Origin of the sequence: Streptomyces sp. MNU76, from assembly GCF_020982545.1 — a bacterium.
Taxonomy (GTDB): domain Bacteria; phylum Actinomycetota; class Actinomycetes; order Streptomycetales; family Streptomycetaceae; genus Streptomyces.
Genome location: NZ_JAJKLK010000007.1, coordinates 384,774 through 399,569 on the forward strand (window position 1 = coordinate 384,774; position 14,796 = coordinate 399,569).

Sequence of the window (14,796 nt, forward strand, 5' to 3'; positions counted from 1 at the left end):
CGTGGCTCTCAGGGTTTCGTCAAGGAAACGGCATTGGATGTGACTCAAGGCCTTTCTGTGTCAAATATAGAAGGTTCAAGTGAGCCCACGCTGTGTAACTCGATGGATTCACTTGCAGCCGCACTGCTACCGGTTTAGAGGCAGGGAGAATTCCCGGCTTTCCGACCGCGTAGCCGCGACCTCTTCAGTACCGGTACGCGCCAGCCACGCAGTTCGGGATTGATCATTGGCGGGATTGGCGACGTGGATCGCGAAGTCCGTTGTCGCCGAATCGAGTTGCCGGGCCATCCAAATCGCCCAGGCCACGAACGAGATCCGAGCTGGGCAAGGACGCCGGAGCGACCGCGGATCGGCAGAACGCGACGATGCACTTGTGCTGCTGCTCGACGGCGAGGAGCAGCTCGTCGACACGAGTGCGGATCACCAAGGCCCGGGATGTGTCGGGCGAGGACCGCCCTGTGCGTCGTTCGAAGAGCGGACCGTACGTGCCAGCATCCCCCAAGTACACCCGAAGTCGTCGTCAAACGACTGCCGGTTTCACGAACCCCAAGGCGTCACTGGCGGGGGCTGCTGATGGCGCACGGAGCGGGCTTCGTGCTGGCTAGCCTGGGGGAGTGGCGCCTGTCGCGGGCTGGTGCAGACGGCGTGAGCACCGGGACGGGTCTGAGCACACAGGCCGGTTCAGGGGTCATCTGGGCGTGGGACCCAACCGGTCCCACGGTGAGGGCGGGCTGGGCAGATGCGCGGGTGCGGCGGCTGCGGAGTGGGGGGCGGCGTGGTCGGGGTAGTTGTTGATCCAGGCGAGGCCTCCGAGGTCGAGGCGTTCGCGGGCGCGCGTGACGGCGACGTAGGCGAGGCGGGCCTCTTCCAGGTTGATGTCGGGGAGGGTTTCGTCGTTTTGGTCCGGGTTCTTCTGCCTGTTGCCGGGCTTGGGCTCGAAGTCACTGGCGATCCGTACCGCTGGCCACTCGCGTCCCTTGGCCTTGTGGGCGGTGGAAACCACGACTTCCGCGTCGGGTTCGGAATGCAGATTGCGGACTGCGGCCAGGACGACGTCCACGCCGTAGTCGTCGATGATGTCGACCAGGGGCAGCAGGTCACCGCCCGAGGGGTCGGACGTGGCGTATTCGCGCAGCTCGTCCCATGAGGTGAACAAGACCAGTTCGGGGTGGCTCGTACGGCGTCCGGCCTTCAGTGCGCCCGCTGCCAGCGCGAGTTTTTCCAGGGCCTCGCCGCCGCCCACCATCGCGACACGCGTGCCCTCTTCCAGCAGGCGCAGCACCTCGGTGATGGCGCCTGCGTTGGAGCGGCACAGCACTGCGTCGGGGGTGTCGACGGGCCCGATGCTCGTGTCGAGGGTGGGAGTGCCCTTCAGTCGCAGCGGGGATTCGACGATGCGCAGCCATCGGTTCGCCTCCTCTGCGAGGACGGGACCGAACCGGAAGGACTGCGACAGACACAGTTGAGTTCCGTCGAAGCCGGTCATCACGTCGCGGGCTCCTCGCCAGCCGTAGATGGCCTGGGCCGAGTCCCCCACCATGATCAGTTGGGAGTGGGAGCGTTGCGCCTTGAACACTTCTTCCAGGACGGGGTTGGTGTCCTGAGCCTCGTCCAGGAGCAGGAAGTCGGCCCGGATCGTCGGCTCGGTCAGTGCCCAGATCTTCAGGTAGTGGTCGGGTACGAACCGCACCAGGCCGCCCTCGGGGTTCTGCAGGTCACTCCAGGCGCGCCGGGCATAGGGCAGGACCAGGCGGGCCAGGTCGGAGCGGTATTCGTCGGGCAGCCCGCGCAGCGTCGGCACGTGACGCCGCATGAGTTCGGTGTCTGCGGAGTGGCAGAACTTCCGCACCGTCTCGAACACCGTGTACGACAAGGTCTTGTGGGTGATCAGCCGGTTTCCCAGGACGACCTTCATCGTGGGGGCGATGCCGATCCGCTGGCCTGCCTTCCATCCGGGCTCGCGCGGAGCGTTCAGCCGCGCGGAGTACCGGCGGCCGACCGTGCGCATGGCCAGGCCGTGCCCGGTCAAACAGGGCACGTTCGACGGGAACTTGCGGGCCGCGTCGTCGACGACGGCCCGGTTGTAGGCCATGTAGATGCCGCGCCGCCGGTCGGAGCGGGCGAGCATCGTCAACGTCGTGGTCTTCCCGGTGCCCGCGCCGGCCTGGAGGACGAGATGGGTCCCGGACTGCTTGCCCTCCAGCACCCGTTCCTGCTCCGGTGTCGGCTTCGGCCCCCGCGCCGGGCGTGGTGACGCAGGCGACGGCTGCCGAGGGCTCCGGGTATCGAACACGGCACCGATGCGGAGCTGCGGCGGTGGGGGAGGCGGCTTGGGCCGGTCGAGGCTGGCCAGCCATTCACGGGCCAGGACTACGGCGCGCTCGATCACCTCGGAGGGCACCCCCTGGCGGGTGTCCACCCCCAGCCTGCGGTTGAGCCGGTAGTTGACCTCGCGGAATCCCAGCCTCGTCCGCGCCGTGATCACGGTCATCAGCTGCCGCAGCTCCGCCTGCGGGGAGAGCGGCACAGGTGGAGCGGACGGAGCCGGCTGGGCGGGCCCGAACAGCGCCATCTGATCATCGGGGGCAGGACCGCGGCGGCGCGAGGGAGAAGGACCCATCGCACGCTCCTCGTCTCACACCAGCAACGACCCGTAGAGTAGCGCCCTCGTTACACATGGTGGTCACTTGGTGGGGCGACCCACTTCTGATGGGTCCGTTCGCGGCGGGCGCTCCTGTGTTCGCACTGCGAGCACAGCCACCCTTCCGGGACCGGGGCGGCGCTGCCGTTGCGGCAGCCGGTGTTGGCGCATGCCGTGCGCTTTGGTCCCAGGGCGATCCCGGGGAGCGTGGCTGGCGATTTCTGCATCACCTCCGCGCCGGCGGGGCGCTGGCGCAGGATGTACTCGTCGTGGCGCAGGGCATCGAACGTGACCCACTGGGGAGGCACGGCATCCGGCGCGTAGGACTGGCCCGGGGCATGGGATCCGCAGCGCTGGCGCATCCACCGGTTGAACTCGGCGGTGTACAGCGCGTGCAGCCCATACACCCACATCGTCGTACCCGCCCAGAGGACCTGCTGCCCCGCGCGGCCCGGCGCGTAGGGGATCTCGACCTCCTGCCAGCTCCCCTCCCCCTCCCAGACCAGCTTCTTGCACCTCTCATCCGTGCTACTCGCGTGCGCCACGCACTGGATCGTCTCCACTGGGCCCGGCGCCAGCCACAACAGGCTCGAGTAGGCGACGACATGCCGGACACCCTCGACGTCCTCGACGTGCTGCTCGGCGACCTCTTCCTCGCACCGGGGAGGGCGCAGGTCCGGAATGAACCCGGCCGCGATCAATTCCTCCGACTTCTTGCGGAAGACCGCACGGGCCTCGGCCAGGGACAGATCGTCGTCCTCGTGCTCAACCATCGGGCAGAAAGCGGGATGCGGGACGAGGCACATCGTCTGCCTGTTGTCGCCGGGAAACGCGATCCCGCCCATGACGTGCCACCGCATCCGAGCGGGGACGGCGGCGGATGGAATCTGCTTGGGCAGCATCGGGATTCGCAGATGGTCGTATCGGTCGAAGTACTCCATCAGCAGGCCGCAGTAGCGGCACCGCGTCAGGGCATCCCGCCGCAGCGTTGTGGATGCGTTGTTGCGGTGCAGCCACATCGTGCGCGCCCCGGCGAAGCCGGGCTGCTCGCCGTAACCCTTGTGGGAACCGTCCCAGTGAAAGCGCTCTGACACGAGCCTCTTCTACACACCCATAAGGCCCTTACCGCCCATTTACTACTTTTAGGGGCGTGGCGTTGCCGACCGGGACGTCACGACGGCATTCCTTTGGCATGTCCGGTGAGCGGCGCAGATACCCGGCAAGGAGCGCGAGGCCCGGCGTGTGCGCGTGGGGCGTCGGTTAATGCCGCTCCTGCGAGTGTGGCGGTGTCGTCCGGTGTTCGTGCCATGACCGACATGGCGACGACGGCGTGGCACCCAGTTGGCCGTAACTCTGGTGACCTCGGCGTATCACGCGCGTTGGTCCACCGTGCCCGTGAGGCTTTTCGGGAGGTAGTGGTGAGTCGAGCTGTGCCGCCGGCCGTCCGTGAGCGGGCCCGCGCCCGGAGTTGTCCGGACTGCCGTGCCGCGCCGGGGGAGAAGTGCGCGCCCGATCGGGCTGGCCGCTCCCAGCTTCACGGCGGGCGCATCTCGGACGCCCGGCGCGCGCTGGAACCTATGCCGCCCCACCGGATCCTGCCGCCGCACGCAGATCGCATGTACATGGAACTGGACTCCACTGACGCCGGCACGCTGGTGGTGTCCTGGCACAAAGATGCCCTGGAGGATCTGGCGGCCTACCCGTACGAGGCCGCGGCCCTGCTGCGGCTGGCCCTGAAGCAGGCGGAGGTGCTCCGGCCTGACGGCCCGAAGATGAACAACTTCGGCCTGGCGCTGATCCTCATGCCGCTCGACTTCCTGACCGTCGACGAGGTTCTCGAAGCCGTCGAGCGGCTTACAGCACGAGGTTTCCTCGAGCGCGCAGGCGAGGATGAGAGTGTCTGTATCGACCCCGCCGCGATTCGCGTGGTCGAACGGCGTGACCTGCCGGCACGGTTCCTCATGGACTGGAACGCGGCAAAAGCCAGCGCACCGATCCCAGGGCCGCTTCCCCAACCTGCAACGGAGACCCCCTCTCGGTGACGAGGGGCCCTGTCTACAGCCAGTCCGGCGCGAACCGCCTTGATGGCTTCCGACAGCTCGGTGGGCTCCAACTCCATGTATCCCCCCTGGTCACTTCACCGGCGGCCCAGTCTGCCGGGCGGTTCTCGGACACGAAAGACGGTCTTGCGCCGAAGATCAACGCCCGTTGGACGATGTCCGACGAGCGGGCAACGACACGCGGGGTGTGGCGGAGCGCGAGGAGAGGATGTTGCTTCGCTAGGCTGCCGGGCGATGGCCGCAGCTGCGTCGGCCCGTGTGAGCCTCTGAACGGTCCCGTGGACCACAAGGGGCGTCGAACCCCAGGTGCCAGCGCATCAACGCCAGCGCTCCCCCGGCATGGTCACTCTGTGAGCGACGACGCGTACGGGACCACGGGCCTGAAGCGTCGGAACGGAAGACACCGTGGTCCGCAACCACGCCCGCAAGACCGATGCCCGCCGCGGCACCCAATCCGGCGAGGGCAGCCACCGGCGCACCGTGAAGCAGCATGTGCCCAAGCCCCGCGTTCTGACCGGCCTGACAGCCCTGGACGAACTCCTCGGTGGCGGGCTGCGGCCTGGACGTCTCACCGTGGTCGCGGCCCGTACCGCGATGGGCAAGTCCATGCTCGCCCTGACCATGGCGCGCAACTGTGCCTTCCGCCAGGCCCGTCCGGCTCAGGTCGCTTCCCTGGAGATGTCGAACGAGGGGCTCCTCGAGCGGACGCTCGCCGCAGAAACCGGCGTACTCACCGAGAAGATGCGCCGCCGGACGCTGGATCCCTCCAACTTTGACCTCCTTCGCGCGTTTGCTGCGGATGCCGACAGCAAGATGCTGTTGAGTTTCGGCGGCGACGGCACCACGCCCGCCGTCGCCGAGATCGAGCGGCAGTGCGCCACCGTAGTGGGCCGGCACGGTCATCTGGACCTGCTGGTCGTCGACTATCTCGGCCTGATGGACGGCGCGTTGCAGCAGCGTGCCTCGGGGGACCGTCAGAAGGAGGTCGCCAGTGTCGTGGCAGATCTCCAACAGCTAGCGACCCGTTTGAAGGCCGCCGTGGTGATCGTGGAACAGCTCACCGAGGCACCGGAACTCCGGGACGATCACCGGCCCCGGCTCAGCGACCTCTGCCACGGCGAGGCCCTGCTCAGCCACGCGGAGGCGGTGATCCTCCTGCACCGTCCCGCCTACTACGACCCGCAGCACAGCACGGGCCGCTACGAACGTTCACCCGATCCCGAGCTGTATCCGGAGGTCCTGTTCCCGCGGTACGGGCTGCCCGAGCCGGCCGTGCAGCGCGCCGAGCTCCTCGTCCCGCACAACCGCCACGGCCGGACTGGGTCCGTCGAGGTGGGTGTGGAACTCGCTCGCGCCCGCTTCTTCGACTTGGTTTCCGAGCCTGTTCGCTGACTCTGGAACCACTCCGGCGCAACCCACCGGACGATCGACGAGATCACGCGCGAGGCGCGCTAAGAGCAGGTCGATGCGGGTCAGGACCCTGACGCGGTTGGTGAGAGCCATGGACAGCCCCGCCCATCAGGCGAACTCCAGGGCGGGGCCGTCGGCGTTCGGGGTGGGCCTTTACCGCATCGCTGCGTAGTCCTGCGGTGCCTTGCGGAGGATCTCGACCATCTGGTCTGCGGTCAGCTTCCGGAAGGCCACCGCGGAGGAGTTCGCGATCTTTCGGAACAGGACGTCGGCAGGGATCCGCGGCAGGTCGGCGAACAGAGGGTGATGTTCTGAGCCGGCGCCTTCGCTGAACTCGCGGTGCAGCAGCCACACGGCCTCGGCGAACATGGGGTAGTTGGTCTCGTGTTTGCCCCACAGGCACCGCAGCGCGTCGCCGCCGAAATCCCGGTTGATGAATCCCCAGACGTACGACATCTCGGCCGTCTTGTCCGGGTGCTTGTCGTCGTTCAGGTACCGGACCCACTCGTTCAGGATCTCCCAGCGCAGCGCGCTGACAATCACGCCGGTCGGTGCCTCGCTCGGTCGTAAGTCGGCGGCGAACTCATCATTGAAGGTCATCTGGCGACGGTAGCGAGAAGCACCGCCGACCCGCCACGGCGCCCGCTCGCCACCACGACCTGTCGTCTGCGCAAGCACACACAGGAGGAACTGCTGCCGGGCTTCGCAGTCGCCTGACGCGGGTTCCCTGCCTGGCCACTGCCGTCAGGCAGCGTTTCCGGGACCTGTAGCCGCGTCGTCATCGCCTGCGGCCGCCGCTGCGATCTGATTGCGGACGTGGTTGGCCAGAGACCGCACCGTTGCTGCATCTTCGGGGACCCCGCCGTGGCAGAAGCGCAGGTCCAGCCCTTGGTCCTTGAGTTCCCGCAGGGTGGTGAGTACCTCGATGCGACTCAAGAGCCTCGCGCAGGCCTCCTCGGAGAGGACGGCCTCCACCGCGATCCCGGGGAGATGGTCAGCTGTCTCCTTCAGTTCCGTCGGGCCGAGAGACAGGCGCTGACCGCTGCGCAGGTGAGCGAACCACGCAGGTTCGGGAGCGGCGCCGAGCCCTTCAAGATTGACGCCGGCGGCGGTAAGGGCTTCGCGTACGCGGTCGACGCGGGCGAGGAGGGCAGCGTCGGCCACTGTGTGAAGGGCCGGGGCCGGATGCGGAACGGGCAGAGCTGCTGCGCGGGGGCGGCGGCGGAGCTTGTCGAACATTCCCCCGATCATGCCGATTAGTTCGCTTATCAGCCACTCAGCATGGGCCTGACCTGGTGTGATGGTCCCCACCTGTGGGCTATCGGGCGGAAACGCACGGCGTACAGGACGCTTCGCCCGCGACAACGACGGAAGTACCTCTGACCTGCGGGTGCGGGTCCACACTGGACCTATAACCAGTCCGAAGAAGATGATCCATCATGCGGTATCGGAAGACAGCCGCAGCGTCGGCAGCTCTGGCCGGGGCGCTGACGCTGGGGGGCGTGGTGGCCTGCGGAGGAGGCGACGACCCCGCGTCGCCATGGCGACAGGAGCAGCAGGAGTCGCCGCAGCGCCAAGAGCAGCAGGAGAAGACGCGGACACAGACGCTGAGGGTGGGGGACAGCGGCGAGTTCCGCTTCACCAGTGCCGTCAGCAACGACGTGGCCGACTTCAAGCTCACCGTGCACGGGGTCGAGTACGTGAAGCGCCTGAGCGAGTACACCACGGACAGCGAGCGAGGCACCTACGTTGTGGTGAACGTGACGCTGGCCAACGTCGGAACTACAAACGGCCACTTCCATGATCCGTTCCACTGGACGGGACCGGACGGCCAGGTACTCAGCACGGGCGTCTTCCATCCCGAGAAGGAGAGCATCAGCACCAGCTACCTGCCTGGCGAGTACGTCAGGGGAGCGATCGTGTTCGATGTACCGGTCCGGGGCGGGACTCTGACCATGCCCGGTCCAGATAGCGGCGGTGACGTCTCGGACACCACAGTTGTGATCGAACTGCCGAATCAGTGAGCCAGGGACGAACCATGGGGCCCTCAGCTCCACACCACAGATCAGCACATCCGGCACGCCCAGCGTCCGGCCGCCGGATCTCGCTTCGGACCTGACGCGATTGATGCGCTACAGCAGCATCAGCGGACCTGACGTGTCCGACCAGGAGAGGACGCTGGCCACGATCTGGGAGCGGCCTCCGCTCCTTATTCGCTCCCACTCCGTCGTCCGGGACTCCAAGATGTTCCTCATGACGATTCGTGCCGTGTTCTCCTCTTCGTACCCGAGCCCTTGGACAGAGGACTACGCGATCCTCGGCGGACGGTCTGCCGCCTCTCCCTCCGAGGCCGCAGAGCCGGAGCTGGAGACTGATGCGGAGCTTGCGTTCGCGTTCCGTACGGCCGCCGACCATCTGGCCGATCACTGGCACGCCGACCGCGCGGACGATTCGTTGGTACTGGTCGTGTTGTACAACTACCGGCACGCTCTCGAGCTGGGGCTCAAAGTGGTGCTGCGCGCTCTGGTCGACAGCATCAAGTTCGAGGTTGCACCGGGCGATCAGCCGCCCGAGATCGTGGAGAAGGTCGGCAAGAAGCTCGCCCACACCCATCAGCTCAGCGTCTTGACTGACTATCTCGTCCAGCTCGCGCCCATGTTCCGGATGCACCTTCAGGGCGACGTCACATCGCTCTGCGACGAGGTCCACGCCCTGGATCCGAGTGGCCAGGCGCTGCGGTACAGCGTGGTCAAGGGTCCGGGCGGGACGCAGGTGCCGGCCCGCCCGGACCCTCTCTACGTCGACGTCCCCGAGCTCGCCCGCAGGGCAGGTGAGGCGTGCACCGCGCTGGACCTTCTTCTTGATCAGATCACCAACGTGCAGGACTGGCAGGTCAACCTGGGGCCGGATTACGCGCGGGAGCGAACCTAGTCACGTGCGGGGGCGGCGCAGGTTCTCCTGGGAGGACAGCAGCGCGAGGACCGCGTGCTCCTGGTGGTACTCGCGCCAGCGCTCGGCCAGCTGGCGATCGGTGAACTGGCCGCGGCCCGGGTCGCTCGACGTGGTCAGCTCGATCGCGTCCCAGCCGCCGACGTCGTGGGCGAATGCCGCGGCGAGTTCCGCGAACGAGGGGCCGCGGTAGTGGCTGACGTGGGTGTCAGTGATGTCCAGCGTTCTGCCGGATTCGTCCGAGACCAGGGTGTTGGCCGCCGCCCGGGACGTGAAGTAGGCGGTCGTGTTCGGCTCGGCTTCGAGGCGCATCGCGGCACAGACCTGCTGGCGGTAGGTCGGGGGCTTCAGGCAGGCCAGGTAGGAGGAGTCGATCCGGGTGCCGTCGGTGCGGATCACTTCGAAGCCCGGGTAGGGGCCCTTGAGCGGTGGCGCGATCGCGAAGGACTCCACGCCCACGCCGATCTTGGCATCGGCCTCGGCGTGCATGTCGAGAAGGTCCAGCAGGAGCAGGTGATCCGCCTCCTGGTCCACGATGCTGCCCACGCTGTATCCGTACAGCACGTCGCGGACGGCTTCCTGCGCCGCCTTCTTCGACGGGTACTCCCGCGGTCCGATCCAGAACTTGGGCAACGCGTCCCCTCCTCTTCCTGTGTGCGGCAGTGCTGCCCACTCGGGTTCTGGTCTATTCGGTTTCTACGAGCTGTCCCGAGGGGTTGACCCGGCACTGGAAGAGGTGGAAGGGGCCGCCGCGTTCGGACAGGCCGGTGGGGTGGGCGGTGAGCTCAAGTACGCGCTGACGGTAGCGCCAGCCTGTTCCGTACTGTGCCCGTCGCACGCCGGCGGGGTTGGTCTCCCATTCGGCCAGGTGCTGGACCAGGGCATCGAGCGTCTCGCCATCCTGGGGCGTCGTGCTCGGGGAGGCGGGGGCCTCCTGCAGTACGGCGATGATGGTGTGCGCGGTCTGGGCGCTGAGCCAGGTGGCCGGGTTTGCGTCGGCGGTGCTGGCCCGCAGCCGTACCAGGGTGTTCTCCAGCGGGTCGGCCGTCCACGGCTTGCTGTTGGCGAGGGCCGGCTCCTGGGTGAGCCAGTCCAGCAGGACGCCGCACTCGTGGCCGTTGAGACCGACGCCTTCCATGCCGGCGAACAGCGCGTGGAAGAAGCGCAGCAGGACGTCCCGGCGGCGTGGCTGCTGGCGGCGATGGACCAGACAGTGCCAGCACAGCCAGCCGATCGGCAGGTAAGGGAGTTCCTCCGTGAACGGCGGGCGGCCGATCAGCTCGCCCGCGGTGTAGCCGTCGCCGCACAGCGCGCAAATACCCGGCGCGCTCGCGCCCTTGACCGACCGGGGCCGGGGCAGCCGGCCGATGCCGCCCGGCCGGGGAACCCGGGTGACGCGCCGCAGACGTGCGCGATAGGCCCGCTTGCCTTCCTGCTCGCAGATGCGGAGCTCCCGGAGGATCTCTCGCAGGTCGTGGTCGTCGGCGTCGGAAAGCCGCGGCAGGTTCAGCAGCTTGAGGACCCGGCGGGACAGGGTCTGCGGGTCCTCACCGACGGCCGCGGACAGTGCGTCGACCGCCTTGGCCGCCTGCTCGCGCAACTCGGTCCCGGCCAGGGCGTCTGTCTCTTGGTCGCGGGGGAGGACGTGCTCGACGCCGAACAGGGTCATCTGTGGGGGGTCCGTCTCTCTCCGCGGGATCGTTCCCCGCACACCCTGCACCTGCTGCCCGCACGTCGTTGGACGCCACCACCCGATCGATGGAGCGGGATTCACCCGGTTGGCGGAACGGGCGGCCGGAGGTGCCGGCTATGGGTCAGTCTCCGAGCCGAGGCGGTCCACCCGCACGGTTTACGGCTTGGCTTCCTTGGCGGTGATCCGGTCGTCGAGGTAGATCACGGCTGTGGGTCCGTCCTGGCCGTGGGAGGGGATCACGTTGCGGAGCGCCTGGGAGATGGCAGCGCCGACGCGGCGGGCGATGGATGCGTCCAGTGCGGACCATGGGCCCCTGAGCGTGCTCGACACGGCAGTGCGGCACCAGCTGAGCACCGCGGCGAGGCTGGTCCCGGAGAGCGGCACTGTGATCATGCCGTCTTTCTCGGTCACGATCTCTTCCTCGGTCGGAGGGCGGAAGACGCCGCCGGGGCCCTTGTCTTCGTCCCGGGGGACGTTCTCTTCCAGATAGGCCCAGGTGTTGGGGTGGCAGCGGATCCTGGCCACGCCGATGCCGGCCGCCTTGGACATTTCGTTGCGGAAGGTGTTGTAGCTCCGGGGCCAGTCGATGGAGGGCTCTTTGCCTAACAGCCTGGCGACGATTCCCACCTGTGTCTCCCTTCGGACCGGGCGCACACTGTGCGCGCCCGTGATCAGCGTGAGCGTGACGAGGGAGCCTGCCCGCGGATCTCGCGGAGTGCACCTCGCGCGGGCTCTTCGCGGGCTGTGTGTCCGGGTATTGACCCCGTCACGGAAAGGCGTATAATTGATTTTAAGGATCAAGCGGCAACTTGTTCCACGCCAACCCAACTCGCCTCCCTGAGGGGATCGCATGAACCCGACCGGAACCGTCAGCACCGAACAGACCACCCCTGCAACGCCACTCGCCCCCGGAGACCGGATCTTCGTCTACGGCGGTCCTGGCCTGGTCACCCGCCTGGAAGGATGGGCCCTGAGCGTCCTGGAGATGTGGTTCGGTGACGGCCCCGAAGCCACCCGCCAGCGCATGGTCGCCGTCTTCCGCGACGCCGACGGCAACCTCGACATCGCCCGCTACGTCTCGCCGCTGACGGCCGTGGAGCAGGCATGGCATCTCGTCAACCCTGCCGACGACATCGTCAACGGAGGCCCCCGCTGCGGTGCGAACGGCGAGATGCTGCCGTCCCAGAGCCGCGAGGAACTGGAAGCGGTCCGCGACTCCGGCAAGTACAAGTCGCATGTCGGCTCGGTCGCCGTCTACGGCATCCCCAGCACCGCGCAGCGCTCGCCGTCCGCAGATGCCGACTGGGTCCATGAGGTCCCCACGGAGGCGTCGTTCCGCGCGGCCCGCGGCGGAATGTACCGCTGGTACGAGCCGGACGCGGCCCCCGCCGACCAGCCCGCCACCAGCGAACCCGCCGCCAGGAAGGGCACGGCCGCCCGCCGCGCGGACGGCAGCGTGTACGAGAACACCCTCGCGTCCGCCAGGAAGGCCGGAGCCCGGCACGCCGACGACCCGCAGCTGATGGCGCTCTTCTGCGCGGACACCCTGCAGCACGTCGCCGGTGCCGTCTCGCCTCAGCTCGTCTGGGAGGGAGCGCAGCGGCGCGGCCTGTCCACCGCCGACCTCGTGCGCCTGTGCAACAAGGACGCCCTGGCGGTCTCCGACCTTCAGTGGACGACCGGCTGACGCCTCGCGCGGCCGCCAGGCCATCACGGCAAACCCAGCTCATCAGCGCACTTCCAGGCACGAGACGAATCGCCCCGGCCGTCCGGCCGGGGCCGACCCCACGCTTCTGCGAGGCGATCGCGATGACCACCCAGACCACTCCTTCGACCACGCCCGTTCGTTCCAGCCGCGCGGACCGTCCCACGCCCCTCCTTCTCGGGCGGATGCGGCGTACCGGCAGCTCGGAGTACTGCCTGCCCGCCTGGTACGACGAGCACCACGCCCGCCAGTTCGCGACCGAGTTCCTCAGCCGCTCCGAGGTCGAGGCGACGATCCGCCGCTACCTGGAGGTCAAGCGGGACAGTGAGCCCTTGCGGCACATCCCGGGCAACGAGCTGACTCGCGAGCAGTGGCAGTCCATGTGGGACGCGGACGACGAACTGAACATCCTCTACCGGCGGCTCGACCGTGCCTGCGCTCTCATCTACCTCCCGGACGGCTACCGGCCCGAGCACCTGGACCACTTGGCCGAGGCCTACCGGGCTGGCAAGATCCTTCCCGGTCCGCGCCAGCCCGTGCCGATGCCGGGCGAGCTGTTCGTCGAGCACCACAACAGCCTGGGCGCTTCCTTCAAGCCGCTGAAGCGGATCCGGGAAGGCGAGCGCGTCGAGGCCACGGTGACGATCGCGGCGGTGCGTCGGTTCGGCGGACACGTACGGCTGCTGCTGGAGAGCCAGCGGCGCGAAGCCGTGTTTCGCTCGCGGACTGAGAGTGCAGTCAGAAGGTGGCGAGAGCGTACGGAGAACGTAGCGAGAACGTAGTCCGACGACGATCGCGGATGTTGGCAATGAATCAGAGGACGTGAGAACCTAGATTGCAGTCGAGCTAACCAGAGCGAACTACAGGTAACTCAGCTCGATGAGTTCTTGTTCTCGCCCCGGACGGGGCGAGACGCACGAAGGGCCTAGCTCCGGCTGGCACCAGAACTAGGCCTTCACGCAGTTACGAGCCCGGTCGAGTAGATGCCGACCGGGCTCGCTGCATGCAGCCGCCGGTCCGACCGGGTCCTCGGGTGGGCACTCAGAAGTACTGAGAGAACTGTCCCACCAGGGCGATGGCCGCCACCCCGAAGCTCAGCCCCGACAGGATGACCTGCCACTTCTCTGGGCCGGTCCACTTCTTCCTGCCGTGCTCGTCCAGGCCGGACACCGCACCACCTCACCTTCCTCTCCTCCGGCGCCCGCGGTTCGGGCCCCGGTGGTCTGTGAACTCGCGTCCCCCAACGCAGAGTTCAAGGGAGTGTCTGGTGAAGCGCCATTCATACTACTGGGGCACCTGACAGTAGACGTGCATGCAAGTGCAAGTCCCCCGCCGTGCGTTGACGTCCCTCTGCGGCAGATGGGCCCTCTATCACACCGAGTTCGCCGGTGTCAGGGAGGGGGAGTATGAAGTCACCGTCCCGCAGTATGCGTTGCGCTTCCTCCGGGACTCGTGCTGCGCTACGCCGATCACTCGCCGGCCGAGCCCCAGCGGCCGAGGTAGTCGGTCAGGGCGCGGCGTTGCTGTTCTTCGCGGGCGATCTGTTCGGCGAGGATCTCGCGGTCGACGTACGGGTCGACGGCGGCGAGGACCAGGCGCTGGAGTTCGTCGGGCTCGAGGGCTTCGACCTCCCACTGCACGGGGTGGTCGATGTCGAAGCCGTAGCGGCGGGCGAAGGCCGGCCAGCGCGGGTCGTCGCGCTTGCCCGCGGTCGCGGGCAGGGCGTACTCGCTGACTTGGCCACGGGTGAGCAGCACCCGGGTGACCCGGCTCCAGCAACCCGTGCGCTCCACCCAGTCCCGCTCGACATCCTCACCGGAACAGTCGAAGTCGCCGACGTAGGCCAGATGTGCCTCACGCGGGTCACCGGCGGTGCGCTCACGGACGACGTCGACGTACGACTGGGAGCCGAAGCCGCGGACCACGAGAACCGGGACGCCGAGCGGGGCGAGCCAGTCGGTCAGCAGTTGCCGGAGGGTGTCCTTCTCCGCGGCGACGTACAGGGCGTGCTCCTGGCCGGCGGTGCGGTCCAGGCGGAACCAGTCGGGGACCTCGCGCAGGAACGCGCCCGAGTCCGGCCAGGCCGCCGGGACGTGGACCTCCCGCAGGGTGTCGATCAGGTCGGGGAAGCGGCCCTCCCGGCGGGCCTTGGCCAGCTGCGACGACAGGCGGCGGTACATCGGCGGCGTGTGCGGCAGGACGCCCTCGGAGGCGAGCCGGTACATCACCTGCCGCAGGGTGACCTTGAGCGGCGCGTACCCCTCCACGATCTGTCTCGCCCGGTCCACCACGACCGGCCACCGCACCCGCTCGTTCGCCATGCGGTACATGTACCCCC

The 14,796-nt window shown here is 68.0% G+C and carries 15 protein-coding genes; 6 read left to right on the forward strand and 9 right to left on the reverse strand.

The annotated features are described in order from the left end of the window. Nucleotides 1-688: 688 nt before the first annotated feature. Both E4N62_RS19755 and E4N62_RS19760 read right to left on the reverse strand, forming a co-directional pair. Nucleotides 689-2,572, reverse strand: coding sequence for a UvrD-helicase domain-containing protein (locus E4N62_RS19755; RefSeq protein WP_230216136.1), 1,884 nt, complete (start codon nucleotides 2,570-2,572; stop codon nucleotides 689-691). Between the two features lie 98 nt (nucleotides 2,573-2,670). Then, nucleotides 2,671-3,735 carry a DUF6083 domain-containing protein gene (locus E4N62_RS19760; protein WP_230216138.1) on the reverse strand — a complete coding sequence of 355 codons (1,065 nt, stop codon included), beginning with the start codon at nucleotides 3,733-3,735 and terminating at the stop codon, nucleotides 2,671-2,673. A 528-nt stretch (nucleotides 3,736-4,263) separates the two neighbouring features. On the opposite strand from E4N62_RS19760, the gene E4N62_RS19765 reads away from it, so the two are divergent. Together E4N62_RS19765 and E4N62_RS19770 are read left to right on the forward strand one after the other, a co-directional pair. Further along, a complete protein-coding gene (locus E4N62_RS19765; RefSeq protein ID WP_230216140.1) occupies nucleotides 4,264-4,683 on the forward strand; it encodes a hypothetical protein in 420 nt (139 codons plus the stop codon). 423 nt (nucleotides 4,684-5,106) lie between these two features. After that, a complete protein-coding gene (locus E4N62_RS19770) occupies nucleotides 5,107-6,093 on the forward strand; it encodes a DnaB-like helicase C-terminal domain-containing protein (RefSeq protein WP_230216142.1) in 987 nt (328 codons plus the stop codon). 171 nt (nucleotides 6,094-6,264) lie between these two features. On the opposite strand, the gene E4N62_RS19775 is transcribed toward E4N62_RS19770, so the two are convergent. Next, nucleotides 6,265-6,789, reverse strand: a complete 525-nt coding sequence (locus tag E4N62_RS19775) for a hypothetical protein (protein WP_230216144.1) — start codon at nucleotides 6,787-6,789, stop codon at nucleotides 6,265-6,267. 66 nt (nucleotides 6,790-6,855) lie between these two features. Then, on the reverse strand, nucleotides 6,856-7,275 hold the full coding sequence (locus E4N62_RS19780) for a hypothetical protein (protein WP_230216146.1): 420 nt from the start codon (nucleotides 7,273-7,275) through the stop codon (nucleotides 6,856-6,858). A gap of 275 nt (nucleotides 7,276-7,550) precedes the next feature. Here E4N62_RS19780 and E4N62_RS19785 point away from each other — a divergent pair, with 275 nt between their 5' ends. Both E4N62_RS19785 and E4N62_RS19790 read left to right on the forward strand, forming a co-directional pair. After that, a complete protein-coding gene (locus E4N62_RS19785; RefSeq protein ID WP_230216148.1) occupies nucleotides 7,551-8,135 on the forward strand; it encodes a DUF4352 domain-containing protein in 585 nt (194 codons plus the stop codon). 229 nt (nucleotides 8,136-8,364) lie between these two features. Beyond that, nucleotides 8,365-9,042: a hypothetical protein gene (locus E4N62_RS19790; protein ID WP_230216150.1), complete on the forward strand. Its 678-nt coding sequence runs from the start codon at nucleotides 8,365-8,367 to the stop codon at nucleotides 9,040-9,042. On the opposite strand, the gene E4N62_RS19795 is transcribed toward E4N62_RS19790, so the two are convergent. The 3 genes from E4N62_RS19795 to E4N62_RS19805 all read right to left on the reverse strand — a co-directional run bounded on the left by E4N62_RS19795 (nucleotide 9,043) and on the right by E4N62_RS19805 (nucleotide 11,380). Next, on the reverse strand, nucleotides 9,043-9,693 hold the full coding sequence (locus E4N62_RS19795) for a DUF3223 domain-containing protein (RefSeq protein WP_230216152.1): 651 nt from the start codon (nucleotides 9,691-9,693) through the stop codon (nucleotides 9,043-9,045). A gap of 52 nt (nucleotides 9,694-9,745) precedes the next feature. Further along, nucleotides 9,746-10,729 (reverse strand): hypothetical protein, encoded by a 984-nt coding sequence (locus E4N62_RS19800; protein ID WP_230216154.1) that lies wholly within the window; start codon nucleotides 10,727-10,729, stop codon nucleotides 9,746-9,748. A 180-nt stretch (nucleotides 10,730-10,909) separates the two neighbouring features. Further along, nucleotides 10,910-11,380, reverse strand: coding sequence for a hypothetical protein (locus E4N62_RS19805; protein ID WP_230216156.1), 471 nt, complete (start codon nucleotides 11,378-11,380; stop codon nucleotides 10,910-10,912). Between the two features lie 223 nt (nucleotides 11,381-11,603). On the opposite strand from E4N62_RS19805, the gene E4N62_RS19810 reads away from it, so the two are divergent. Continuing rightward, entirely contained in the window at nucleotides 11,604-12,440 is an 837-nt protein-coding gene (locus E4N62_RS19810; protein WP_230216158.1) for a hypothetical protein, read from the forward strand. Nucleotides 12,441-12,562: 122 nt separating this feature from the next. Next, nucleotides 12,563-13,240 (forward strand): hypothetical protein, encoded by a 678-nt coding sequence (locus tag E4N62_RS19815; protein WP_230216160.1) that lies wholly within the window; start codon nucleotides 12,563-12,565, stop codon nucleotides 13,238-13,240. 259 nt (nucleotides 13,241-13,499) lie between these two features. Here E4N62_RS19815 and E4N62_RS48065 read toward each other — a convergent pair whose 3' ends face one another. Further along, nucleotides 13,500-13,628 (reverse strand): hypothetical protein, encoded by a 129-nt coding sequence (locus E4N62_RS48065; protein ID WP_268269554.1) that lies wholly within the window; start codon nucleotides 13,626-13,628, stop codon nucleotides 13,500-13,502. A gap of 299 nt (nucleotides 13,629-13,927) precedes the next feature. After that, a complete protein-coding gene (locus E4N62_RS19820) occupies nucleotides 13,928-14,779 on the reverse strand; it encodes a hypothetical protein (protein WP_230216162.1) in 852 nt (283 codons plus the stop codon). Between the last annotated feature and the right edge of the window lie 17 nt (nucleotides 14,780-14,796).